The organism is Paenibacillus sp. MCAF9 (assembly GCF_052114265.1).
Classification (GTDB): domain Bacteria; phylum Bacillota; class Bacilli; order Paenibacillales; family Paenibacillaceae; genus Pristimantibacillus.
The window spans coordinates 1-26412 of record NZ_JBFREL010000014.1; the positions used below are offsets into that span (position 1 = coordinate 1).

Sequence of the window (26412 nt, forward strand, 5' to 3'; positions counted from 1 at the left end):
GGATCGTCCATGTCCATCCGTTTGTTTGCTGTTCCTATTTATCAGTCTTGCATCAAAAAAATAAACGGCACAGGGCTTTTCCCATGCCGTTTCAGATTCACTTTCTATTTACGATCTTGTCTCGGAGATTAACTTAATGACATTGGCCAAGCGGCGTCCTTTTTTATACATACAGGAATAAAAAAATATAAACTTACCGAACGAAACGGAGTTTAGCGACCAATATCATATATTACACAATGTGAGGTGAGTTCTTTTTGACAGCAGAAATCAATCATCGTATTGAGCAAGTATTAGGAGGCAATCTAGAAGCGTTTTCAGATATTTATAACGCGACCATTGATAGGGTTTACCGTACCCTATTTTTTCTAACCGATAACAAAAATGATGTTGATGATCTTGTTCAGGACGTTTACGTCGAATTGTACAGGAGCCTTCGGAATTTTGACGGTAAGAGACCTTTTCAGCCTTGGCTTTACGGTATCACGATTAGACAACATCAAGCCTACAAACGAAAAAAGTGGCGGCAATTCCGTAATCAAGCACAAGAGATTAATAACTAGTTGAAACGCATGTTGATGGAAAAGGCAAATCATATTTATCCACCAGCGGGATTGAAGCAAAAGGTGCTTGAAGAAATCATGCTCGTTAATAAAAAAGGTGAGATGTTAGCTAAAGTTACAGTTGACACGCTAAATATAGATAATCCTTTTGACCAGATTATTAACTCATTGAAACCGGGAACGGGTAAAGCGATATACATCGTTCACGATAATCCGGATAAAATGATAAGCAATCAAACTAATTATGAAAAAGAAATATGGCATGAAGGCATAGAAGAGCTTCAAGAAAAAATAAAACCTTATGTATTTAAAACACCTCTGGACTCAGAGTTGAAAGCTAGTTATGTGATGTATGGGTTCGATTCACTGACTGAGATTGAACTAGCCGAGATGGTTGAAGAAGCAGAATATACGGGTGAAAATGTAATCGTGAGAGATTTGAAAAAATCTGATCGAATGGTGGGGGCTGCGTTCGTATACGAGAAAGAAGGCATTGAATTCGAACTGCATATTTTGACGACAACCAAGAACAGAATTCATGTTCCCGACATCAACGATCATCTCATTGAGACCATTCTAGTTGGTGAAAAGGAAGGCATATACTTATCGGATGGGAAGCAGCATCAATTGATTTGGGTAACGGATGATAACGGAAATAACATCCAATATGAGGTAAGGGCATTCGAGGTTTCGAAAATGTGGGTATGTGCAATCGCGGATAGTTTGATGGAGATACAATAAAGCAAGGCAGGAATAAGGAGATGTGGGCAGTAACATAATCACCTTGACTTGAAATATCATATTGAGTATAATTCCAATAAATTGAATATTCTAATAAAAAGCTATGATGAGAAAGAGTACCAAGGCGATGTCTTTTTACAGAGAGCCCCGGTTGCTGAAAAGGGGTAAAGAATAACTTTGGGAATATGGTCTCTGAGCTGCGCATCGAACCCTCATATGGTTGTAGGCTGCGCCGGAACCCGCACCCGTTACTGTGCTAGGGTATACATGCATAAGCATCGTACCTGAAGAGGTTAATGCCGCGAGGCATTAATAAAATTGGGTGGTACCGCGTGAGCACAGCTCTCGTCCCTTTGGGATGAGGGCTTTTTTGTTTGTCAAAAAAAGGAGGAGTTAGGATGACAAATGTGTTTATTGGCGGTGCTTGGCCCTATGCGAACGGTTCATTGCATATGGGAAGATTGGCGAGTGTATTGCCAGGGGATGTGTTGGCACGTTATTACCGCGCAAAAGGAAATAAGGTGTTGTACGTATCTGGAAGTGACTGCCACGGTACGCCTGTTGCGGTGCAAGCGATTCAGGAGGGTGTTTCTCCGGGAGATATTGCAGATCGATTTCATCAGGAATTTGCCGAATGCTTTAAACAGCTTGGGTTTACGTATGATTTGTATACTCGAACAGACCAGCCATTTCATCACCAAGTCGTTCAACAGTTATTTTTGGCACTTTTAGAAAAAGGACATTTATATAAAAAAACAATTCAACAAACGTATTGTGAAACAGATCAACGATTTTTGCCGGATCGATATGTTGAAGGGATTTGCCCTGTTTGCAGCAACCGTGCGAGAGGCGATCAATGTGATTATTGTTCAGCCTTGCTTGACCCAGCCGACCTGACAGACAAGACATGCAAGCTTTGCGGGAATCCTCCAATTGAGCGGCCAACGGAACATTATTATCTTGCACTCTCTTCCTTCCAAGCTGAATTGACTAAGTATGCAAAAAAAACAAAAGGCTGGAAAGAAAATGCAGTACAATTAACGCAAGGATATCTTGCAGAGGGGCTTCAAGATCGTGCGGCGACAAGGGATTTAGATTGGGGTGTGGAGGTTCCGGTTGCAGGGTTCGAGAATAAAAAAATTTACGTCTGGATTGAAGCAGTGAGCGGATATTTATCGGCAAGCAAGCAGTGGGCTGCTGAAACAGGCGGCAGCTGGGAGGCCTTCTGGAAGGACGGAAATGAGGAAATAACCGCTTATTATGTACACGGTAAAGACAATATCCCTTTTCATACACTAATATGGCCGGCTGTGCTGATAGGCGCCGAGGAATACCATTTGCCTGATCGAATTATCTCTTGTGAATACATGACGCTGGAAGGGAAAAAGTTTTCGACAAGCAATAATTGGGCGGTATGGGTGCCGGACATTTTGAAGCGTTATGAGCCAGACTCTATTCGTTATTTCTTGATCGCAAACGGTCCAGAGAAACGGGATACTGATTTTTCTTGGCGAGAATTTATTTATAGTCACAATGGAGAATTGCTTGGCGCATTTGGCAATCTAGTCAATCGTACGCTAGCGTTTGTAAATAAATCTTTTGAAGGAAACGTTCCTGAAAGCAAGCAGAACGCGGAATGGATGAAAGCCATTGCTTCTTTATATGTCGAGTCAGGTGCATGCATTGAAGAAGGACGACTAAAGGAAGCGATTGAGTTGATTTTTGCTACTATTCGCAGAGCAAACAAATATTTTGATGAACAAAAGCCATGGGTTCAGATTAAAGAAAATCGAGAGGCTTGTGCTTTTACTATAAACACTTGCGTGCAAATTATAGCGAATCTGTCTCAATTGTTGAACCCGTTTATTCCTTTCTCATGCGAGAAAACAAGAAGGTTTCTAACTCTTCCTGAGCCTAGCTGGGAGTTCATTACTGTAGCTGCTAATCAAAAAATTCAAGGTTTAGAGCTGTTGTTTGAGCGTATTGACGTTGGTCGCATTGAGGAAGAAACAAATGCGCTAAAGATTCAATCCAAAAGGGAGTGAGCCTATGAATAAGAGAATTATCGTTACTGGCGGAGCCATTATTAAAGATGAAGCTGGAAGAATATTGTTACAGAGAAGATCAGACTACGGAGATTGGGGTCTGCCAGGCGGCGGAATGGAAGCGGGAGAAAAGATTGAAGAAACGATGATAAGAGAGGTGCTGGAGGAAACGGGTCTGCATGTAACAGAATATGATTTGTATTCCATTTATACTGGTCCCAATATGCAGTATCGATATCCTGATGGCAATGAAGTTGTATTCGTCATGTTTATCTTCAACGTGGCGGTAGATTTAACAGGTAAATTAGCTGAGGATGGTAAGAATGTACTGCATACGGACAGCAATAATGAGTCACTGCAGTTGGTTTTTACGAAATTGGAGGATATCGATATTGAATGCATTAGCAGCGTGCAGAAGCAGCTGTTTAGGGATCTATTGAATCATAAAACGGATATTTTGCGAGGTTGATGATTGAACTTTCTTTTTGTTGAAATAGTTAGAATAAATTATAAATTTTAGGAGTTGTTATTGGTGGAAAATAATAGTGTAAACTTGGTTCATTTGAAAGGACCATCATTGGTTTTTTTAGTAGCAGATTTACAAGATTCCGTTCATTTTTATGAAGAAATAGGATTTACTTCAGAAAATATCGGCGGACACATCCATATGAACTACGGAGATGTGACCTTTATTCTACACGAAGCTAAATTGAAAAGTGATATTCGGCCCAATTCGTCAGTAGAAGGCGGACTTTATTTTGATGCTTTCTGCTACACGAATCCAGAGGGATTAAGACAGTTACATAAGTTGTTTATTTCAAAAGAAGTGAAGATTGTGCAAGGACCGCATTGGTCAGATGGATGGAGTGAGCTTACCATTGTCGACAATAACGGTTATCGTATTGCTTTTGGCGGCTGAGCATTGTTTTTTAAGTCGATGTGCCCGAACTTAAAAGCCTTGATTTGAATAATGGCATAAAGCATGTCATTAATCGAAGTATGAGATAAAGTTGAAGCGTTGAGAAATAGTAGTTTTTGCCTAGAGTTGACTATGAAACGTTTTTTACCTTTGAGCGATACAGCAGTGAAGCTAAAATAAATGTATAACTTTGTTAAGGAGCTGCTGAAATGCCTAATAAAAACGAGCTTATCTCATCATTATTATTAATGGCCAATGAATGGGGGTTAACCGATATTACGCCTCATGTGCTTAGTGAGGGTGGGAATCTAATTATTCATCTAGCTCCTTATCCCATTGTGGCAAGAATAGCGATTGTTCTCTCAGAAGCAGATGGAGAGTATGCATACAAGATACAGGATCGAGAGCTGCTTGTAGCGCGTTACCTACATTCCAAGAATGTCCCTGTGCTGCTGCCAACTAGCCTTGTTGATGCGGGTCCTCATAACGTGGCAGATACATGGCTGACGCTGTGGGCTTATGTCCATCCTGCAGCCTTGCAACCTCCATCACCGAAGGAAGYAGTTGATCTTATTAACAAACTTTCTAAGGCAATGAAGGACTTCGAAGGTGATGTTCCTATGCTTGGCGTTTGGGAGCGCACTTGTCAATCAGCACAAAGATTAAGACAAAACCCCGATGAACGAATACAAGCATTATTGCAGAAGTTTCATAAATGGGATGAGCAGATGCGGGAGGAGCTAGGCCTGTTAGTACCCAGTCATGGAGATGCTCATGCAGGGAACCTGATACCGAGCCCGGAGGGCTGGTTATGGATGGATTTTGAGGACATATCATTAATGCCCTACTACTGGGATTTGGCCTCCTATGTTGGCAACCTTGTTTTATTTGGTGGAACACAAGAGCCAACTTTCACATGTATGCTGAATCATTCTGATATTGTTTCTGACAAAAAGGCTTTTGGTTTTGCAGTTTCTGCACGCATACTGATGTCTACCTTAGGCAATCTGGATTTTGCTCTCGCAGGGCATGGCGATTTGGAATTTGCGACGAAACAACTTGAATTAGCTGAACCCATTTTGCAGCAGATAGATTTATTAACAGGCGAGACTCTCAAAGGGGAATAGTTTCGATGAGCAACGATCAATTCTACTCTATAGGCCAAGCGGCAAAGATATGTAATATCACTGTTCAAACACTGCGCTTTTACGATAAGATCGGCTTGGTCATACCCAGCCATACGGATAAATCCACTGGTTATCGGTATTACTCCAATTATGAACTTCTTTATATTAAAATCGTCCAAGACATGAAAACATTGCAATTTTCGCTTGATGAAATAAAAGCAGCTTTAAAAGAGGGAAGCTTAAGCAGTTTAATAGAAAAGCTTGAATTAAAACGAAGGAACACGATTACTGAAATAGAACAATTAGAACAGCTTGTACAATTAATAGGAAAGAGATCGGAACAAATCAATTATTTGCTGGATTTAGGCGATGAGCTTAAAAACCTTGATGTGTTAGTGGAATTAAAACATTTGCCGGAGCGGCGTATCCTATCTGATCGCAGCAGATCAGCATGCGGGATGGAAGCATCGGTTGTGAAGTTTACACGATTATTTCAGCAGGCGGAAGCAAATGGATTAATTCCGAAGCAATTGATGACGATTTACCATGAAAATATTTTGACATTTGATCGTGAGGATTCCGATTTGGAATTTTGTATTTCTACCGATTCTACTGGTGCTCAAGCTCCAAATGATTATAGCCGAATTGTCCCTGAAGGCGAGTATATTACAGCTCTTTATTGCGGAATTCCGAATGCCGAATCGTGCAAACGGATTTACAGCAAGCTGCTGGAGTGGATGGAGAAGCATAACTACATCGAAGCGGGCCCGTCGATTGAGCTGTATTTGGTTGATATGGCTCAAATGATGAAGCCGGAGGAGTTTATTGTAGAGCTTCAAGTTTCTGTTCGAAAAGCGTTGACCCTATAGTTACTATAGGGTTTATATTGTTTTTATTCGCCAAATGGGGAGGAAAAAACAATATGAATGTGATTTTCGGAACGGGTCCGCTGGGTATGGCCGTCATGAGGGAGCTTGTTGCTCTTGGAGAACCTGTCAAAATGGTTAGTTTGAGCGGGAAAGCGACTGTGCCTTCAGGGGTGAGTGTAAAGCAAGCGAACGTAATGAATGAGGATGAGACAAAGGCCATAATGAAACATGCAAAGGTTGTCTTTCAGTGTGCGCAGCCGCCATATCAGAAGTGGCATGAGTTGTTTTTGCCTTTTCAGGAGCATATCATATCGGGAGCTATAGCTGCAGGAGCGAAGCTGGTCGTTGCCGAAAATGTATATATGTATGGGCAGGTTAATGGGAGCATGCATGAAGGATTACCTTACACAGCCGTGACTAAGAAAGGGAAAGTACGCGCAGACATGTCTAATCGTCTGCTGCAGCTCTATCAAGAGGGGATACTGCAGGTGACGATGGGTCGGGGAGCGGATTTTTTTGGACCGAATGTTCACCATTCTTCTGTTGGTTCACGGTTGTTCAAGCCGATAGTGGAAGGCAAAGCGTGCACGGTTATGGGGAATCCGGATAAGAAGCATACGTATACGTTTATCGATGATTTTGGGAAAGCGCTTGTCGTGTTAAGTCAACATGAAGATGCATTTGGCCGTGCCTGGCATGTTCCGAACGATGCTGCGGTTACAACAAGAGAATTTGTTGAAACAGCTTATCGACTTGCTGGATTCCCTGCAAACATTCAAACGATGGGGAAAACGATGCTTCGGATAGGGGGATTGTTTATACCGGCAGCTCGAGAAAGCATCGAAATGCTGTACCAGTTCGAAAATGATTTTATTATTGACAGCAGTCTATTTTCAGAGAGGTTTGGCTTGACGGCTACACCCTTAGAGGAAGCTATAGCAAAAACATTGGAATCGACTGTAGTGTAGAGGTTTTGCAGGCGTGACCATGAAGAGATGGAGGTAGCCCTATGGATGAAAATAATCAATGGAGTGCTAACACACTGGTGAAAATTGATCATTACAAATTTAGTGGACTGGACAGTTCATTAATTGGTGCTATTAAATCTACGGCTGACTTTTATCAAATGCCTCTCTCGGCAGCATGGATTTATGGCATGACGGGGCTTGCTTTCTTACATGTCATTGATGAAAGACTAGTTGAACCTAACGGGGGACCTCCTGAGCCGGAGGTTTTTCGGCTTGTTCGCAATATTGGATTAGAGGTTAGTGGGCTGCATGCTTATGCGGAAGGAGAAGACTTTAAACGTCTGCAAGCGGAAGCGTGGGAGAAAGCAAAGCGCGCCTTACGTGCCAATCATCCCGTTTTTTCTAAAAATATTGATATTCAAAACCAGACATCTGTCGTGTACGCCCATGATGATCACGGTTATTATACATATAATTGGCATACAGGGTATGAGCACAGCGAAGATGCAATACCTTGGAGTTTCTTAGGTCTAAGCCGTTGTCCTTGTATAAACTGTGTAAAGAATGGTGAGAAATCCGAACAAAAAAACAAGGCAGGCGGCCTCATTTCTTTGCATTCGGTTGTTCCTATTCAAGCAGTAGACGAACGAACCGCTTTTATAGAAGCGCTTGATTATGTTATTCGTTTAAATGAGGATGGCGCTTATCGGTGGCAGGGCAAAACGTATCTCGTTGGCGCAAAAGCTTACGAACGTTGGCTGGATGCACTCGAGAGGGAAACGATGGATAAATATTATTTCAGTTTATTTATCGAAATTTTGTGCGAAGCTAGGAGTCATGCCGTGCAGTTCCTGACGGAATTAAAGGGAACACCATTAGGTATGGAAGGACAAAGCTTTAACGAGTTAATCCATACGTATAGACAAGTTGTCTCTCGATCTAATAAGCTGAAAGAGATGTATCCATATCAAGAGCCGCGAGAGCGCGAAGTGAAACAAAAAGAGCAATGTATAACCATCGTTAAAGAGCTAATGGCATTAGAGAATGACGCGTTCTCTATTTTAAAAGACATTTATGCTGGGGGACAATGATGATCAAATATCCGAGGTTTGAAGAAGGAGCAATGATAGGCGTAACGGCACCATCGAATGGGGTTTCTGCTTCTATGCATGACTCGTTTAAGCTGGCTTGCAGTCGTATGGAGACGAAAGGGTATTCAGTCATTTGCGGGGAGACAGTTTGGACGCAAAATAAAGCCAAATCATCACCTGCCAAAAAACGTGCCGATGAGTTTAATGAAATGATGAGCAGCGATCACATTGATATCGTCATTCCTCCATGGGGAGGCGAGCTGTTGATTGAGATGCTTGAATATATTGATTTCGACCGCTTAAATGATAAATGGATAATGGGCTATTCAGATATAAGCGTACTGCTATTTGCGACTACGTTAAAGACAGGCATAGCGACTGCACATGGCGCTAATTTATTTGATCTAAGAGGCGAATATTCGGATGAGACGACAGCCATGTGGCAACCGGTTTTATCTACTAAGGCGGGAAAAGCTATCATTCAATACTCGTCTAACAATTATCAAAAAGAATGGCAGCACGATAATCCAACCCCTTATGTATTTCATTTGAACGAGCCTACATACTGGAAATCGACCTCCAACCAACAAGTGAAGACCGAGGGGCGTATACTTGGAGGCTGTATTGATGTGATTAGACATTTAGTCGGCACACCTTATGGTGATGTATCCGCTTTTCGAGAGCAGTTTATCGATGGTGAGCCTATTTTGTGGTACCTCGAAAACTGTGAGTTATCGACCGTAGATTTACGAAGATCACTGGTTCAAATGAAGCTGGCAGGCTGGTTTGAGCAAAGCCCATGCATTTTGTTCGGACGGAGTCCAGCAAATCAATCCGTAGATGGTTATACCGTTGAAGATGTGTATCAAGAGCTCGCAGAAGAGCTTCAAATTCCGATCATTTATGATGTGGATTGCGGGCATGTCCCTCCACAAATTACGCTCATAAACGGTGCTTATGCCGAAGTGGAAGTTAATGAGGGTAAAGGTATAGTCAAGCAGTATTTTAAATAGTGGCAAAGGTCAAAAGAATACTATTTGCAATATAGTGCTGATCCTAGAATTAAGAGAACGTAGCAGCTGTATTTACAGCAGAGGTGAGTCCGTCTACCGAAAGCAATGGCCTGGAGCTATTTGCGATCGGGAGGACGGATTGGTATAAAAAGTAAGCGTTTACACATGCTCAATTGGCGTGATGAAAATTCACAAGCAAGGATGGGTGATCAGGTTGGAAAATACGACAAGCAAACAAGACCTTCATCAACGTCATATTGCAAATGCGAATAAAGCGCTTCAAGAAAATGTGAAAACGATTGATACAACATATCGGCTTCATTATCATATGATGCCGCCAGCAGGCTGGATGAATGACCCGAACGGCATGATTTATTTTGAAGGACATTATCATTTGTTTTATCAACATGACCCCTATCAATCGAAGCAAGGTCCGATGCACTGGGGACATGCTAGAAGCAAGGATTTAGTTCATTGGGAGCATCTGCCGGTTGCGATAGCACCATCCGAGGATTATGACAAAGCGGAGTTTGGCGGACAGGGCTGTTGGTCAGGAAGCGCAGTAGATAACAATGGCGTTTTAACGTTAATTTATACGGGACATGTTGATGGCAAAACACCGGAAGAGGTTCAGGCTTTAGCAACGAGCACCGACGGTGTGACGTTCCACAAGTATGCTGCTAATCCGGTGATCGGTGATTCACCTGATGCGCAGCGGTTCGGGTTCCGTGATCCGAAGGTGTGGAAGCATGAAGATAATTGGCATATGGTCGTTGGTTACGGCAAAGACGGACTTGGCAAAGGGTTAATTTATACGTCGAGCGATCTGCTGAGCTGGGAATATCAAGGTGCTGCGGCGCAGAGTGATGGTACGATGGGAGATATGTGGGAATGTCCAGATCTATTCCCGCTTGGAGAAGGCAAGCAGCATACGCTGCTCATCTCCCCGATGAATATTGCACCAATCAAAAACCTGTATTTGTCAGGGACGTTCGATTACGCAAGCTGCCGCTTTGATAAGCAGCAGATGGGACAAATCGATTATGGCTTTGACTTTTATGCGCCGCAAACGCTGCTTGATGATCAAGGTAGAAGAATTATGATCGCATGGATGAACATATGGGGAGCGACGATGCCCGAGCAAGCGCATGGCTGGCTTGGCGGAATGACGCTGCCGCGCGAATTGACGTTAGCAGCCGATGGTACGGTGCGAAGCAATCCAGTGCCGGAGCTTTCCATGCTGCGTGGACAACAGGTTTCGGCGTCTGATGTAGCTCTATCAAGCAACGAATTTGTCAAAATAAATGGTTTCCATGGAGACTCTCTTGAAATGGATATCGTATTTGATCTGGCTGGAACGGAAGCCACAGAAGTAGGTATTCGTGTACGCAGCTCCGAGGATGGGACAGACTATACAGAAATTAGCTATTCCATAAGCGAACAAAAGATTTATATGGATCGTAATCTTGGCGGTGAAGGCGATGGCGGAGTTAGCGAGGCGCCGCTTCAGTTGTCTTCAGACGGGCGTTTGCAGCTAAGACTGTTTCTTGATCGCTCCTCTATTGAATTGTTTGCAGGCGAAGGCAGGGTCGCCATGACCAATCGGGTTTATCCGAGACCAGAAGATATAGGTATCTCTTTCTTTGCTCGCGGCGGCGATGCGCTGCTTCAAACCATGAATGCTTGGCAGATGCGCTCGATTTGGTAGATAAGTTGCAGGCAATTGGTTCGTGATTTTGTCTGCAATCTTCCCAAGGGCTGTTCCAAGCGTAGATTTATCTACGCCTGGGATAGCCCTACTTTATTTTGATGAAACTTAGGCAAAACGATGAGCTCCCCTTATCCAATACACGGCTTACGAACCTAAAAACTCTTATTTAAACCATTCAGAATGGATTAACATTGCAACGAACTCTAGAATCGTTATTTCGAGAAAAGCAGCCAAAGACACCTTAAAAATCATGCTATAGCGTTAAATGTCCACAGAAAATAAAGTATTAGACTGAAAAATAAAGTTGTAGACTCGGAAAATAGCTTTAGACTTACGGGTGCTTCAAACGCTAACGGGCAGTTTAGTTCAACATCCTTTGCAACCCACGGTTGCATTTAATGGTACATTCAATTCAACATATACTCGATTTTGATTTCGCTTTCTTTATGATACTATTTGCTTAAGTTGAGTAATGGAGGTGATCCACAGTGTTAGATAATGTAAAAGTCGGTAAAAACATATTGGACTTGCGGAAGGGACTATCATTAACGCAAGTAGAACTTTCCAATTTACTGGGCGTAAGCCATCAAGCCGTTTCCAAGTGGGAACAAGGCGAATGTTTGCCTGATATCGAAGTTCTGCTAAAACTAGGACAGGTCTTCAGCAAATCTGTTGAAGAACTTCTTCTAAGTGAAAGGGTAAATGGGGAGCCAGTAATTCATGAAGTTAAGAATACTAAAATAGAAGTAACGGAACAACTTGATGTCTGGACAAAAGCATTGGACAAAATACAAAGCGAAATTTCAATTCCAAGCTTCAATACATGGTTTAAGAGTACGAAGGCAGAGTACGTGGAAAGTACATATTTAATTTACAGTCCGAACAACTTTACTACGGAATGGTTATACCAAAGATACTCCAATTTCATTATGCAAATTCTCGAAGAAATTACTGGTGAATCCGACTTTAAAATCGAGTTTCGATCAATGGATAATTCTTCGACTAATTTTGAATCAAGTCTAATTCCAGGTAGAGCGAGTTTATGGTTAAGCTAACGGGCAGTTTAGCGCAACAAAACGATGAATATAATCGTCTTTAATGCGGAAGAAAATATCGATTAATGGAATAGGTGATGGACGGTGAATGTTAAAATTAAGAAGATACTGAAAACAATCCTTTGGTTTTTATTAGGATTGGTATTACTGATTTTTGCACTCTCCTGTTTGTTTGCAATTGTATTCTTTTTAGGGGTATGGTACAAGGATGTCTTCATGGAGTGATGTTGACCACCGACGACTGACTGCCTTTGATTGAGCTAACGGGCACGATTGTTCAATACACTACGTTAGCTGGTCTAATGCTCAGCTGCCGTTTCTAATTGAAGTAACGAGCAATATTCCAATATCGATGTGGGCTTACTGGGGAATATTCTATGCAAGGTGTCAGGAAGCAAGTATGATGAACTGTTGAAAAAATACATAACGATCCCATTAAAGATGAATGAGACAGCCGTTACACTTGATTCAGAACAGAATAGAAGGTTTTTGAATGGACATGCTTCAACTGGGAAGAGAGTCCTTCACTGGAGTCTCTCTATACATGAAGGAGCTGGGGGGATTAAGTCATCGGTTAACGATTTGAGTTTATTTGTCCAAGCCAATCTAAATAATGATAATCCGATAGCCTCTACACTGCAAAAAAGTCATATCCCTATATGGATCGGAAATTCAAACCGTTATTTTGGCTGGGGTGGGGATAAACTTCTAGATAAAGGTATCCTCTGGCATAACGGGGGTTCAGCTGGTTTTAACAGTTATCTAGCTTTCAACAAGGAACTCCGTGTAGGAATTGCATTGCTATCCAATTATTCTTTTTTCTCGAATTCTCTTATGGATTATTATGTTGCTCAATTAATAAAATGGATTACTAAAAAAGAGCCTTCTCAAGGAACTATGATAGACGTTATTGAAGCCATCCTAAGTAGTGAAAAGTCATGAACTAACAGAGAACGTTAGTTGAAATAGCCGCGGCAGTCTAAGACTTTATTTATCTGGTCTTGGTTCGCCGCTGCTTTTGTTATGGGGTTAGTCTAAAACTTATTTTTTAAAAGCTGACGATCCTTCAATTCAAAAATCGCGTTAATTCAATGACTCCTGTCTAATACTTTATTTTCACCGAACGTTAATTAGATTCGTTAAAACGAAAGAAGCCTAGTTTTCTATGGAATAAGCTCAATACAGTTCGTCAGAGAATAAAACAACTCCCTATTGTCTTACACGAAATCGTTTATTATGCGCGAATCTATCACAATTGTGACCATATAAATCAAAAAAAGAGAATTCCACCCCTTATTAACATAAAAATCCCCTTTCATTCATAGGTGCAATCCAACTACTATAGGTATGAGTTCGAATGGTAAAAAGTATCATTTTTTTGATATTAGTATCAAATTAGTCAGGATGACCACGCTCTTTGATATCAAAATAAGCTAAACCTTTACAGCATTTTCCCACACCTCTTTCATTGCGCAGCTCTTTTCTAGTAAATGATTTCATTGCTAATCTACATGCTTGTCAGTCTCCCCAACAAGTTAACCCACATGTTATTTTAACTCGAGTATTCAACCCGCATAAGCTATACCTTCAACCAAAACTACTTAGTCGTATGTAATAAGAAGTTATTAATAAACTATTGATAACGCTTTCATGTTAACAGAGTAATTTCTTTGTCTTTTTTATTTTAAAATTTGTAATAAATACAAATAAAAGTAAGTTAAGGTTGTGTTAAAGCCCAATTATTTATCGGTATATTAACCAAATTCACTATTCTATGAGGAGTGTGTTATTTATGTTTAGAGAAATTCACAAATCCAAAATTCACCGTGCGGTCGTTACGGAAGCAAATTTGAATTATGTAGGCAGCATCACGATTGATCAAGATATTTTAGACGCATCCAATATTTTAGAGAACGAGAAAGTGCAAGTTGTAAATATCAACAACGGCGCGCGGTTGGAGACGTATGTGATCACTGGCCCAAGAGGTTCAGGCATGGTTTGTCTAAATGGAGCGGCTGCGCGAATGGTTCAGCCAGGAGATCTCGTTATTATTATCTCCTACGCCATGATGGAAGATCATGAAGCGAGGGTGTACAAGCCCGATGTGGTCATTATGGATGAGAATAATCGGATTGTGACGGACAAGTATCAAGAGCTGCACTCTACAACGGTATAATGCCACAGACAAAAAGTAGGGGGAGCTATATGAATATCATCCGAAATCTCTCAGAAGTACTCATTGCAAGCGGAACGAGCGGTGCGGGCATTACGTTCTGCGAGGCGGGTAAGGATCGATTCGTGTCGTATGGACAACTACGCAAGGCAGCGGGTGCAGTACTCGGTCAGCTGCAGATAAGAGGGCTTGGCAAAGGGCAGCATGTTGTGCTGCAGAGCGAAGATAATGAACGATTTCTTGTTTTGTTTTGGGCCTGCCTATTGGGTGGCATGATTCCCGTTCCACTTACAGCGGGACGAACTGACGAAGGAAGGAAGAAGCTTCTTCAAGTATGCAGCCAACTTGGAAATCCGTATTTGCTGTGCGATCCAGAAATATGGGAATCTGTTGCAGCTTATTGTCTCAATAATGAAGAGCATGCCGCAGGGCAGCTGCTGCAAAATAAAATGCTGCCGATCAAGAATGTTTTGGATGAAGCAGCTGCAATAGAACGCCAAGGAACAGTCTATGCGGCAACCGAGGATGATGTTGCATTTATCCAATTCACCTCTGGTTCTACAGGTGATTCTAAAGGTGTTGTTTTGACACATGGCAACTTACTTTCGAATATGCGGGCGATATTGGAGGGCGCGCAGTCGACCGAGGCTGATTCCTCTTTAAGCTGGCTCCCGCTTACGCATGATATGGGTTTGATTGGATTTCATCTAACTCCGATGCTTGGGCTTATGAATCAATGGCAGATGCCGACCTCGACATTCGTGCTTCATCCGATGAAGTGGATGGAGCTGACGCATCAGCATCGCATTACCTGTCTATCATCACCTAACTTTGGTTATGTTCACTTTCTGCAGCATTTTAAACCTGAGAATGCCACCTGCTGGGACCTTAGTTCGGTAAGGCTTATCTTTAACGGAGCGGAACCAATATCCGCGAGCAATTGCCGCGAGTTTCTCGCACAGATGAAGCCTTATGGGCTTAGAGAACAATGTATATTTCCCGTCTATGGACTAGCGGAAGCAAGTTTGGCCGTTACATTTCCGCATGTGGAGGAGAGCTTGAATACCTTATATGTAAGCCGAAAAGGCTTGAATTTCGGGGATGTTATTCAGGATACTCCAGCAGATGATCCCAATAAAATAGAAATCGTTGAGCTCGGGTTCCCTGTATCCGAATGCGAGCTTAAAATTTGCGACGAGGCTGGTCGGCAAATGCCAGATCGCTATGTTGGACTCCTTCATATTAGAGGGAGGAATGTCACCAAGGGTTATTTTAACCGCCCTGATGTGAACGCCGTCATACTATCGACAGACGGTTGGCTGAATACCGGTGATCTGGGATTTATGCAAGACGGCAGATTGTATGTGACTGGCCGCATGAAGGATATTATTTTCGTCAATGGGCAGAACGTATACCCGCATGATTTGGAAATGCTGGCAAGTGAAATTAAGGGAGCAGAAATAGGCAAAGTAGCTGTTAGCGCGATTCACAATGAAGCAACGAAGCAGGATGAGATCGCCGTATTTATTCAATATCGAGGAAAGCTTAACAGTTTTGTACCGCTGAGGCAAAGCGTGCAGCGATTGCTAAATCGAAAAACTGGACTCCAAGTGGAGCTCATTGTTCCAGTGAAGCGTATTCCGAAAACGACCTCTGGGAAAATTCAGCGTTACACGCTTGCTGAGAGTATGCAGAGCGGACAATTCTCTTCAGTCATTTCGGAATTGGAGTCGCTGGCAGCGATTATGGAAGAAACAGCTCCCGAGTCGGCTGCTGCAGCTCCTGAAACGGATGCCGAACATCGCATATTGTCTATTTGGAAAAAAGTGCTGAAGACAGACCGCATTGGAATAGATGATCATTTTCTGGAGCATGGCGGTAATTCACTGCGTGCAGCTTATGTAGCTGCCCAGCTGCAGTCGACATTTGGCATAAATGTATCTCTGAGTGAGTTGTTTCAGCATTATACTGTTCGGTTACTCGCCGCTTATGTCGCGGAAGCGGCTGCTGAAGAAGAGCAAAGAAATAGCCAGTGCGAAGTAATTTCAAATGGAGGCATGAGGGATTGGTATCCCGCTACATCTGCTCAGAAGAGATTATTTATTGTTGAGGAAATGAATTCAGGTCTCCTTCGTTATCATCTTCCGCAGCGCATAAGCATTGAGGGGGAGCTGGACCTCAGTAAGTTTCAACAGGTGTGGGAGTCTTTGATCAACAGGCATTCTTCACTACGTACATCATTTGTTATGGACAATGATATCGTGGTCGGTCGAATTGCAGATTCAATAGAGCTGCCCATTGTTTATACAGACTGGTGCGGCTGGTCAGAGAGTGATATGCAGCACAAAATAAGTACATTTCTGCAGCCCTATGAGCTGTCTAAGGCGCCGTTGTTCCGAATGGAGTTAATCACACTCGGTCATAACCGCCATCTGATGTTATTTGATATGCATCATCTCATTACGGATGGCACGTCGATGGGAATATTAATCGGGCAATTTGTGGCGATGTATGAAGGGGCTCAGCTGCCTCCAATTTCTTTTCAATACAGCGATATTGCTGATTGGGAGAAAAGGTTCAGGGCAGAAGATAGGCGCATGATAAGGCAGAGAGAGTATTGGCGGCAAATCTTCAAGGAGGGAGCGGGGGAGATCGACATCCCGGCAGATTATCGGCGCCCGCTCACTCCTAGCTACAAGGGAGCTATCGAAAAATTTGTACTCGATGCAACGCTTACAGCTAAGCTGGAGCAATTAGCTTTCCGAACAGGCGGTACGTTGTATACCGTTTTAACTTCCGTTTACTTTATGCTGCTGAGCAAGTACACCGGAGCAGTTGATATGGTGATCGGTACTGCGTCGGCAGGGAGAACAAGGCCGGAGATGGAAGGTATCGTGGGCTTGTTCGTCAATATGGTGCCGCTGCGACTTCGGGCTGGCAAGGAGCTTTCGATCCTTCAATGCTTTGAAGAGATCAATAAACAAATATTGTTATCGCTAGACCATCAGGACGTCCCTTACGAAGAAATTGTAGAGCTGGCAGAGGCAAAACAAGAACATGGCCGTAATCCATTGTTCAGCACTGTATTTACGCTGCACAACATGGAAATTCCACAGTTTCATACAGCGAATGTCATATTCAAGCCTGAGCCGATAGGGACAGGTACATCTAAATTTGATATGACTTGGGAATGTATAGCTTCGGAGGAAGGCATTACAGTATCTATTGAATATTCCCTCGACTTGTACAGTCAGGAAACAGTAAGAGGATTTGCTCGCCATTTTAAAACATTGGCTCATGGAGCAGTTCAATCCCCTGAGACGACTGTTGAGATGATTCCTATGTTAGACGTGGATGAATGCCAGCTTATTTTGGAAAATAGCATGGCACGGCGTTCATCTTATCCTAACGATTCGACGCTGTATCGGTTGTTCGAGAGGCAGGTGGCTCATACACCGCAGCTCCCGGCTATAGTTATGGATGAGGCGAGCCTCTCTTACACAGAGCTGAATGAAATGGCAAATGCTCTGGCTAGATGGCTCATCAACCATGGAGTAGTTCCGCATTCACGTGTGGCGCTGCTTCTTCATCGATCCTTTAATATGCCAGTTGCGATACTTGCTGTGTTAAAGATCGGCTCCGCTTATGTGCCAATCGATCCGAGTTATCCAATCGACAGGATTGAGTTTATGCTTGGGGACGCTGATATTTCTATAATGATAGTAGATGCCCGGACAAGCCATATAGTCGGCAAGCTTGCTCAAGCTGGGAATAGACCAGTAGATAAGATTGACATGGATGCTATGAGGAACGAGTGGAGACAGGCAGAGGGACATAATTTGAACGTAGATGTAACAGGGGACGACGCAGCTTATGTAATGTACACCTCTGGTTCCACAGGACGGCCAAAAGGAATTTTAACTACGCACCGAAACGTCATTCGCATTGCTCGGGATACTGACTATATCCGAATCACGAATGAGGATGCGCTGCTGCAGTTATCGAATTATGCGTTTGACGGGTCGACGTTTGATTTTTATGGGGCACTTTTGAACGGCGCAAAGCTCGTCCTTGTGAATGAAAACGATTTGCTTGATATCCATCAGCTTATTTTATTGATGAAGAAACAAAGGGTTACGGTATTTTTTGCGACTACAGCTTTGTTTAATGCATTCGTTGACTCTGGATTGAAGGACTTGCCTTCCCTTCGTCATCTATTGTTTGGCGGTGAACGCGCATCAGCCTCGCATATTAGAAGAGCTTATAAGACCGTCGGTTCAGGCGTGCTGCTTCATGTGTACGGTCCAACAGAGTCTACTGTTTTCGCTACTTGTTATCCGATTGACTCGCTAGAACAGGACAATGCTGCAATTCCAATAGGCAAGCCTATCGCACATTCAGAAGCACTTGTATTGGACGAAAATGGTACCTTGCTCCCACCACTTGTGCCTGGGGAGTTATGTATTGCCGGCGATGGTTTAACACAAGGTTACTTGAACCTGCCGGAGCTTACTGCAAATAAATTTGTTCCCCATCCTTTTAAGGAGGGAACAAAGCTTTACAGGACAGGGGATTTGGTCAGGCGGCTGCCTGACGGTAATCTAGAGTTTTTGGATCGGCTCGACACCCAGGTGAAACTGCGTGGATTTCGTATAGAACTGGGGGAAATTGAGAGCAAACTGCTAGAGTGTGAGGACGTTAGGGAAGCGGTAGTTATGCTGAAATACCGCAGCGGCGATCCACAGCTTGCTGCTTACATCGTAGCAAATGGTGAACTTTCCATAGATCGGCTGCAAGCAGAACTGGGAGCAAAGCTGCCGCAATTTATGATTCCGGCAGTCTTCGTGCGGGTGGAGAAGCTCCCGCTCACCTCTAACGGCAAGATTAACAAAAACGCATTGCCTGAGCCTGACTTTTCTAAACTGAGCATCGGAATGGCAGCAGCCTATGTCCCGCCTACAACCCAAACAGAGATTCAGCTTGCAACCATTTGGGAAATGGTTTTGAAGGCAGAGGCTGTTGGCGTTAATGATCATTTCCTCGCACATGGCGGTCACTCATTGAAGGCTGCAACGCTTGTATCGGAAATTTATAAGCAATATCATGTCCGAATGCCGATCAAGGAAGTATTTCTACGTTCAACAGTTAGAGAGCAAGCAGAATGGATTGATAGGGCAGATATAGAGGCATATGAACCGATAAAACCGATAAACATTTCTCGTTCTTACCCGTTAAGTCCATCCCAGCAGCGTATTTTTCTCATTGAAGAAATTGCAAACGCGGGTATAGCCTATCATATCCCGCTAGCGCTGCGCTTAACTTGCCATGTTCAGCGAACGGATATGGAACGAGCCATAAAAGGACTTATTGCTTTGCATGAGCCGCTTCGTACATCATTCCAGTTTATTGACGGTGAGGCGCGTCAAATTATACATGAGCATGCTTCGTTCGAGCTTCAAGAGATAAGCGACACAACAATAGATCTGGAGCAACAGTTCTGCGAATTTGCTAAGCCGTTGCCGCTTTCACAAGCACCGCTCCTTGACGCACGGCTGCTAAGCAGCGCATGCGGAGAAACTTATTTGCTTCTAAATATCCACCATATTATTGCGGATGGCATTTCGGTGAGTCTGCTTATTGAAGAGCTAGTCAAACTATTAGACGGCAAGCGCTTGGAAGAGCCGCATATTCAGTACAAGGATTATGCGGTATGGAGATCAGGCCAAGGGAATACGGAACGCATGCGCAAGAGCTTCCGATATTGGGAGACCGAGTTAAGCGATCCACCTCCGAGCCTCGACATGCCGCTTGACTTCCCGCGTGGGGAACGGCAATCGCTGGAGGGGGAGACGTTTGGATTCCATGTCCCTTCAGAGCTAGCAATTCGGCTTCAATCTGTATCCGATACGCTAAATATTAGCTTAAATAGTCTGTTGTTTGCTTCCTACGCTCTGCTTCTTCAAAAGTATACAAGTGGAAATGACTTGATTATTGGGGCTCTAGCGGCAGGAAGATCACATCCCGAAACGGCTAATATGATCGGTATGTTCAATAATTTTCTTCCAATTCGCCTTAAAATAGGCGATGGAATGAAATTTGATCAATTTGCGAAGGCGTCACATGATCATATGCTTGCAGCACTCGAACATCAAGATGTGAGCTTTGACCAGATGATTGAAGCTGCGCAAATGACGATGGATCCCTCACGAAACCCGCTGTTCGATACGATGATGATTTTGCACAACCAGATCGGAAATGATCTGGAAGTAAAGGGTCACACTGTAGGGGTACAGCCTATACGCTCAGGTAAAAACATGACATCTAAATTGGATTTTAAGCTTGATCTTTATCCTCATGGTGACGGAGGCTTTCGAGCGGAGCTAGAGTTCAATACGCGATTATTTCATAAAGCGACGATGATGAGGCTGGCGGATCATTGGCTCAATGTATTGAAACAAGTGGCGGATGAGCCAGGTATGAGTTGCTCTTCCCTCAGCTTAATTATGGAGAAGGAAGCGCAAATGCTTCTTCAAGAATGGAATGATACAGCAAGGCCGTATCCTGGTGGCGAAACCATTCATGGCTGTTTTGAGGCACAGGTACGCAAGACGCCGAATGCTCCAGCCATTCGATCGAACGACGGTATGTTTACTTACCGTGAGCTTGATGATCGTGCAAACCGACTTGCTCTGCTGCTCCGTCAGAAATGTGTTGGAGCAGAGACGATTGTTCCGATTGTTGCAGAGCGCTCTTTTGAAATGATGGCAGCGATTTTAGGCATTCTAAAAGCCGGGGGCGCTTACTTGCCTATCGATCCGCATTTTCCAGAAGAGCGTATTGGGTACATTCTTGAAGATAGCGGAGCCAAGTTATTATGTTCCCAGCACAAATGGATGGACCAACTGCCGTTTAATGGTGAAATTATAGATATAGATGCTGTTGAAGACAAGGATTCGCATGATGCTGAGGAATGGCTATGGGAGCCTGCAGTGAACGCACATCATTTGGCTTATGTCATCTACACATCAGGTTCTACTGGAAAACCAAAGGGAGTTATGATCGAGCATGCTGCGGTCATCAACCGTATACATTGGATGCAAGATCAATATCCGCTTGACGCGCAAGATATCATTCTTCAGAAGACACCTATAACATTTGATGTTTCGGTGTGGGAGCTGTTCTGGTGGAGTTTTGCAGGGGCATCTGTTTACTTGCTGGAACCGCGGGGGGAGCGGGAGCCGCAGGTCATGATGAAAGTCATCCGTGAGCAAGCGGTGACGGTCATGCATTTTGTCCCATCCATGCTGGGCGTTTATCTCCAGTATGCATCGGAAGTTAAGGCGGTCAACCCTTTCGGAGGTTTGCGTTACGTATTTGCAAGCGGAGAGGCGTTGAAGCCTGCACAGGTGGAAGGGTTCTACAGCCAGCATTCTGCAGGCAGCGAAAGTCCACGACTCATAAATTTATACGGACCGACGGAAGCGACCGTGGATGTCAGCGCATATGATTGCGCGAACTATAAGCAAGGATCTGTTCCGATTGGCTCGCCGATTCAAAATATTCGGCTGTACGTTGTGGATGAGCAGCGGCGGCTGCAGCCGATTGGAATTCCTGGCGAACTCTGCATCGCTGGAGTGGGGCTCGCTAGAGGTTATTTGAACCGTCAAGAATTGACAGCGGAAAAATTTGTACCCGATCCTTTTTTTGCTGGGGAACGCATGTACTTGACCGGAGACCGCGCGCGCTGGCTTGCTGACGGTCATATCGAGTATTTGGGTCGATTCGATCATCAAGTGAAGATTAGAGGATTTCGAATGGAATGTGGAGAGATTGAGTATGCGCTTATGCAGCTGGAGGAGGTTTCCGATGCGCTCGTCATGACCGTGAAGGATCGGACGGGAGAGCCAGCCTTATGTGCATATGTGGTTTCTTCTTTTGAACGCAATGAACGTGAGCTGAAGGAGAAACTGAGGGGAATGCTGCCGGAATATATGATTCCTTCTCTGTTTGCCTTCCTGCAATCCTTTCCTCTTAATGCTAGCGGGAAGATAGACCGGAGCAGCCTTCCAAAGCCGACGTTTGCTGATTCTATTGGCGGCGCTGATCCGCGCAGTGAGACGGAGCTCCGACTGGCAGAGCTATGGAAGAGCATACTTGGTGTTCATATCGTACGCACCGACGATCATTTTTTCCAGCTTGGCGGACATTCGCTGCGCGCAGCGCAGTTAACGGGTGCAGTGGAGCGGCAGTTAGAGGTCATATTTACACTAAAGGATGTGTTCGCCTACCCTGTCCTAGAAGAGATGGCAGCGTTCATTGATAGATCGCCGAAAAGGACTGCTGCATCTATCACAAGGGCCGAGCAGAGGGATGTTTACCCATTGTCGCTTGCACAGAATAGGCTTTTCGTTCTGCATCATATGAAGCCTTCAAGTACAGCCTACAATTTGCCGCTCGCACTCAGTATGCGTGGTGAACTGAACGTTGAGAGATTGCAAGAGGCGCTGCAGCGGCTCATTGACCGTCATGAACCGCTCAGAACAAGCTTTGAATGGCGCGATGGCGCCCCCGTGCAGCGCATTCATGAGCGAGTAATGGTGCGAGCTGATGTAACAAAAACGGATCAAGTGGATGGGTTGAGCAGCATGCAGAAATTCGTTCAGCCATTCGATTTGAGCATTGCTCCGCTGCTGCGCGCTTCGCTTATTACGAATGGCGCGCAAGAGCATTTGCTGTTGCTTGATATGCATCATATCGTATCTGACGGTATTTCAATGACAGTGCTGGCGCATGATTTCACCAAGCTTTATGAAGGCGGCACGTTGCTGCCGCTTGAAATCCAGTACAAGGACGTAGCTGTATGGCAGCAGGGCTTTATGAAGAGCCGAGAGCTGGATAGGCAAGAGCAGTACTGGCGAGAGGAGCTGGCGGGAACGCTGCCGCTTCTGGATTTGCGAGTGGACAAGCCAAGGCCAGCTGAACAAAGCTTTAAGGGGAGCAAAATCATCCATGCGCTGCCTCTCTCGTTAATGTTCGAGGTAGAGTCATTGGCAGCAACGGCTGGCATGACTAGTTTTCCAATATGGCTTGCTTGTTTTCACGTGCTGCTTCATAAGCTGACGGGGCAAGAGGATATCATCTCTGGTACGCCGATTGGAGGAAGATCCCATCCAGAGACAGCCCCGCTTGTTGGGATGTTTGTCAATACCGTTGCTATACGGAGCCAGCCATCTCGTGAGCACAGCTTTCTTCATTTTGCCCGACAGATCAAGGAGAAGGTGCTTGGTGCGATGCATAATGGGATGCTGCCGTTCGAGCATTGTGTAACTGCACTTGATGTAAAGCGAGACCTGAGCCGAAATCCAATCTTTGATGTCATGTTTGTAATGCAAAATATGGATGTGCCGGCAATGAAAGCTGATGTGCTGCAATTAAAGACGCAGCCGCTGGAGCACGCTGTATCCAAGCTGGACCTGACGTTTGAGCTTGCAATGCGCGAGGATGGTGCAGACCTTACTGTAGAATATGCAACGGATCTATTCGAACAGCAAACAATCAACCGAATGATTAGCTACTATATTCGAATTGTGGAGCAAATTACGAAAGATACGCATATCTCTTTAAACCAGATAAGCTTGCTGAATTCGGATGAAGAAGCCATTCAACTTGTTCAATTTAATGAAACGGCTGCCGCTTATCCAAGTCATATGACTGTTGAGTCTTACTTGGAAGCACAAGCTGAGTGGATCCCGCATGCTACTGCCCTGATCTATGAGACTGGGGAAATGTCCTATCGTGAACTGAATGGGAAGGCTAATCGGCTCGCAAGAGTTCTGAGAAAACACGGGGTGAAGCATGAGGATACTGTAGCCGTCATCATGGAGCGTTCTGTTGACATGATCATTGCGATTTACGGCATATTGAAGGCGGGAGCGGCGTATGTTCCGATCTCACCTGGGCTTCCTGAAGAGCGAGTTCGGTATATGCTGGATGACTCGGGAGCAAGGATTGTTTTGACTCAGCGCTTAGACAGGCAGTTTGGCAACATGTCGCTAGATTCTAAACGATTGAACATAGAGGAAGCGCTGCAGCATGAGAAAAATGATGGTCCGCTAGAAAAAATCCATCGATCGCGCAGCTTAGCGTATGTGTTGTACACCTCAGGGTCAACAGGACAGCCGAAAGGGGTAATGATTGAGCACCATTCCGTAGTGAATCGCCTTACGTGGATGCAAAACAGATACACGCTTGATATGCATGATGTGATTCTGCAAAAAACGCCATTTACGTTTGATGTTTCGGTATGGGAGTTGTTCTTATGGAGCTTCTCAGGCGCTAAGCTATGCTTGCTTGCACCAGGCGGAGAAAAGGACCCTGGGGCGATATATGATGCCATTAATAAGTATGCGGTGACTACGCTACATTTTGTACCTTCTATGCTTCATCTGTTTTTGAATTATCCGGGCCTTGTTAATGATAGTAAAAAGCTTGAGAGCTTACGTTATGTTTTTGCCAGCGGAGAAGCGCTTACGGTCAATCAAGTAGAGAGATTCAGAGAGCGAATCGGAGAACCTAATGCTGCGAAGCTCATTAATCTGTATGGTCCAACCGAAGCGACGGTCGACGTGTCCTATTACGAGTGTATAGGAGAGCAAAGTTTAACGAGCGTGCCTATTGGCAAACCTATCGACAATATTTCCTTATATGTGGTCAATAATGTTATGCAGGTTCAACCGGTAGGCGTGGCGGGAGAGCTATGTATTGCGGGAGCTGGCTTGGCGCGGGGGTATTGGAAACGTCCTGATTTGACCTCGGAAAAGTTTGTGATAAATCCATTCGCAGCTAACGAGCTCATGTATCGTACAGGCGATCTTGCGAGGTGGCTGCCTGATGGCAGCATCGAATTTCTGGGACGAATGGATCACCAGGTGAAAATTAGGGGGTACCGCATTGAATGCGGGGAGATCGAGCATGCGCTTACGGGGCATCCAGACGTAAGGGAAGCCGTTGTCATGAAGCGTGACGGGGCTGCGGGGGAAAGCGCTTTTCTATGCGCGTATGTCGTAACGAGTGATGCAGTCACTACTGCACAATTACGTTATCATTTGGCTAAAACATTACCCGATTATATGGTTCCGGCTGTCTACGTGGAACTGGATCACATGCCGCTTTCTCCAAATGGCAAGGTAGATCGGAAGTCATTGCCAGCACCAGACGAGCGGTTGGATGCAGGCGTGCGTTATGTGGAGGCAGCAAGCGAAACGGAAAAAACCATTTCTATTGTGTGGGGAGAAGTGCTAGGCCGAACCGCTATTGGGACGCATCATAATTTCTTTGATGTTGGGGGAGAGTCGCTGCTGCTTGTCCGTACCCACCAGCGACTGGAAGAGCTGTACCCAGGTTTACTCAAGGTGACGGATCTATTTAATTATCCGACGATTGCCGCGCTTGCGGAATATATTGATTCCCAAAGCAATCTTCCTCACATTTGGCATTACGCTGGAATTGCTGCAGGTGAGGACTGCTTCAATAACACATACGCTGCGCAAAGGAATGGTTCGTACCAATTCACCCTTGAGGACGATTTAATTGAGGGACTGGCGGAAATGGCATATTCGGAGTCTGTGTCCATTACAACCGTTGCTCTAGCAATCTATCTGCTCTTTTGGAAGCAGCAGTCAGGCGCTAATGATCTGGTAATGCCGGTTGCATCATCAAGGGGACGGCTCACACCTTTAGAGCTTGACTTTAGTACGGTGCTGGAGTTTAGCGAGCTAATCCGAGCAGCCGACTCATTGTTTGACAATACGAAAATTTCCTACGATTGGAATCAAGTGGAGAGAGAGCTTGGGAGCCATAATAGTTCCCTTATAACGCCATTGTTTGTAGATCGCTCGCGCACAGGCTTCATTCCCGAAAATCAGCTCCTTCATCTCTTCGATATCATTCTGACGTTAGACAGCGGCAGGGGCGCAGCAGGCAAAGGAATGAGCGGCTTATGGGAATTTAATGCACGTCGATTAAAGAAAGAAAAGGTTAAAGCATGGGCTCAGGGCTATATTAAACTGCTCAGAATGGCCGTTCATCAATTTCAGCAGACTTCTAATGCTAGAGCTGGCGGCAAGCAGTAAGGACAA

Annotated in this window: 14 protein-coding genes, 1 pseudogene and 1 other annotated feature; all 15 genes and pseudogenes read left to right on the forward strand. The window is 44.4% G+C overall.

Annotated features, from left to right (window positions below):
* Nucleotides 1-257: 257 nt before the first annotated feature.
* The 15 genes and pseudogenes from AB4Z45_RS20205 (at nt 258) to AB4Z45_RS20275 (ending at nt 26406) form a co-directional block, all read left to right on the forward strand.
* A complete protein-coding gene (locus AB4Z45_RS20205) occupies nt 258-563 on the forward strand; it encodes a sigma factor (protein WP_441911143.1) in 306 nt (101 codons plus the stop codon).
* Nucleotides 564-1304, forward strand: a complete 741-nt coding sequence (locus tag AB4Z45_RS20210; RefSeq protein WP_441911145.1) for a hypothetical protein — start codon at nt 564-566, stop codon at nt 1302-1304.
* Between the two features lie 94 nt (nt 1305-1398).
* Nucleotides 1399-1660 (forward strand) — a binding site (T-box leader).
* A gap of 42 nt (nt 1661-1702) precedes the next feature.
* Nucleotides 1703-3349, forward strand: coding sequence for a methionine--tRNA ligase (metG, locus tag AB4Z45_RS20215; protein ID WP_441911146.1), 1647 nt, complete (start codon nt 1703-1705; stop codon nt 3347-3349).
* Nucleotides 3350-3353: 4 nt separating this feature from the next.
* A complete protein-coding gene (locus AB4Z45_RS20220) occupies nt 3354-3818 on the forward strand; it encodes an NUDIX domain-containing protein (RefSeq protein WP_441911147.1) in 465 nt (154 codons plus the stop codon).
* 63 nt (nt 3819-3881) lie between these two features.
* Entirely contained in the window at nt 3882-4268 is a 387-nt protein-coding gene (locus AB4Z45_RS20225) for a bleomycin resistance protein (protein ID WP_256711047.1), read from the forward strand.
* Nucleotides 4269-4477: 209 nt separating this feature from the next.
* Nucleotides 4478-5395 (forward strand): phosphotransferase family protein, encoded by a 918-nt coding sequence (locus tag AB4Z45_RS20230; RefSeq protein WP_441911149.1) that lies wholly within the window; start codon nt 4478-4480, stop codon nt 5393-5395.
* Between the two features lie 5 nt (nt 5396-5400).
* The gene (locus AB4Z45_RS20235) at nt 5401-6264 is read left to right on the forward strand and encodes a MerR family transcriptional regulator (RefSeq protein ID WP_441911151.1); all 864 of its coding nucleotides are present in this window, start codon (nt 5401-5403) and stop codon (nt 6262-6264) included.
* Nucleotides 6265-6317: 53 nt separating this feature from the next.
* On the forward strand, nt 6318-7232 hold the full coding sequence (locus AB4Z45_RS20240; protein WP_441911152.1) for an NAD-dependent epimerase/dehydratase family protein: 915 nt from the start codon (nt 6318-6320) through the stop codon (nt 7230-7232).
* A 41-nt stretch (nt 7233-7273) separates the two neighbouring features.
* The gene (locus AB4Z45_RS20245; protein WP_441911155.1) at nt 7274-8323 is read left to right on the forward strand and encodes a hypothetical protein; all 1050 of its coding nucleotides are present in this window, start codon (nt 7274-7276) and stop codon (nt 8321-8323) included.
* Nucleotides 8323-9336 carry a S66 family peptidase gene (locus AB4Z45_RS20250; protein ID WP_441911275.1) on the forward strand — a complete coding sequence of 338 codons (1014 nt, stop codon included), beginning with the start codon at nt 8323-8325 and terminating at the stop codon, nt 9334-9336. Before AB4Z45_RS20245 ends, AB4Z45_RS20250 begins: the two co-directional genes overlap by 1 nt.
* 214 nt (nt 9337-9550) lie before the next feature.
* Nucleotides 9551-11044 carry a glycoside hydrolase family 32 protein gene (locus AB4Z45_RS20255; protein ID WP_441911157.1) on the forward strand — a complete coding sequence of 498 codons (1494 nt, stop codon included), beginning with the start codon at nt 9551-9553 and terminating at the stop codon, nt 11042-11044.
* Between the two features lie 491 nt (nt 11045-11535).
* A complete protein-coding gene (locus tag AB4Z45_RS20260) occupies nt 11536-12102 on the forward strand; it encodes a DnaA N-terminal domain-containing protein (RefSeq protein WP_441911158.1) in 567 nt (188 codons plus the stop codon).
* A 345-nt stretch (nt 12103-12447) separates the two neighbouring features.
* Nucleotides 12448-13044 (forward strand): annotated as a pseudogene (locus AB4Z45_RS20265) (serine hydrolase domain-containing protein); the annotation flags it as partial.
* An 850-nt stretch (nt 13045-13894) separates the two neighbouring features.
* Nucleotides 13895-14278, forward strand: a complete 384-nt coding sequence (gene panD, locus AB4Z45_RS20270) for an aspartate 1-decarboxylase (RefSeq protein ID WP_441911160.1) — start codon at nt 13895-13897, stop codon at nt 14276-14278.
* 29 nt (nt 14279-14307) lie between these two features.
* A complete protein-coding gene (locus AB4Z45_RS20275; RefSeq protein ID WP_441911162.1) occupies nt 14308-26406 on the forward strand; it encodes an amino acid adenylation domain-containing protein in 12099 nt (4032 codons plus the stop codon).
* Nucleotides 26407-26412: the final 6 nt, after the last annotated feature.

Bases quoted from the DNA above. Each gene is read 5' to 3' on its own strand.
- metG (WP_441911146.1), top strand. From the start codon at position 1,703: ATGACAAATGTGTTTATTGGCGGTGCTTGGCCCTATGCGAACGGTTCA.
- AB4Z45_RS20220 (WP_441911147.1), top strand. From the start codon at position 3,354: ATGAATAAGAGAATTATCGTTACTGGCGGAGCCATTATTAAAGATGAA.
- AB4Z45_RS20235 (WP_441911151.1), top strand. From the start codon at position 5,401: ATGAGCAACGATCAATTCTACTCTATAGGCCAAGCGGCAAAGATATGT.
- AB4Z45_RS20240 (WP_441911152.1), top strand. From the start codon at position 6,318: ATGAATGTGATTTTCGGAACGGGTCCGCTGGGTATGGCCGTCATGAGG.
- AB4Z45_RS20245 (WP_441911155.1), top strand. From the start codon at position 7,274: ATGGATGAAAATAATCAATGGAGTGCTAACACACTGGTGAAAATTGAT.
- AB4Z45_RS20250 (WP_441911275.1), top strand. From the start codon at position 8,323: ATGATCAAATATCCGAGGTTTGAAGAAGGAGCAATGATAGGCGTAACG.
- panD (WP_441911160.1), top strand. From the start codon at position 13,895: ATGTTTAGAGAAATTCACAAATCCAAAATTCACCGTGCGGTCGTTACG.
- AB4Z45_RS20275 (WP_441911162.1), top strand. From the start codon at position 14,308: ATGAATATCATCCGAAATCTCTCAGAAGTACTCATTGCAAGCGGAACG.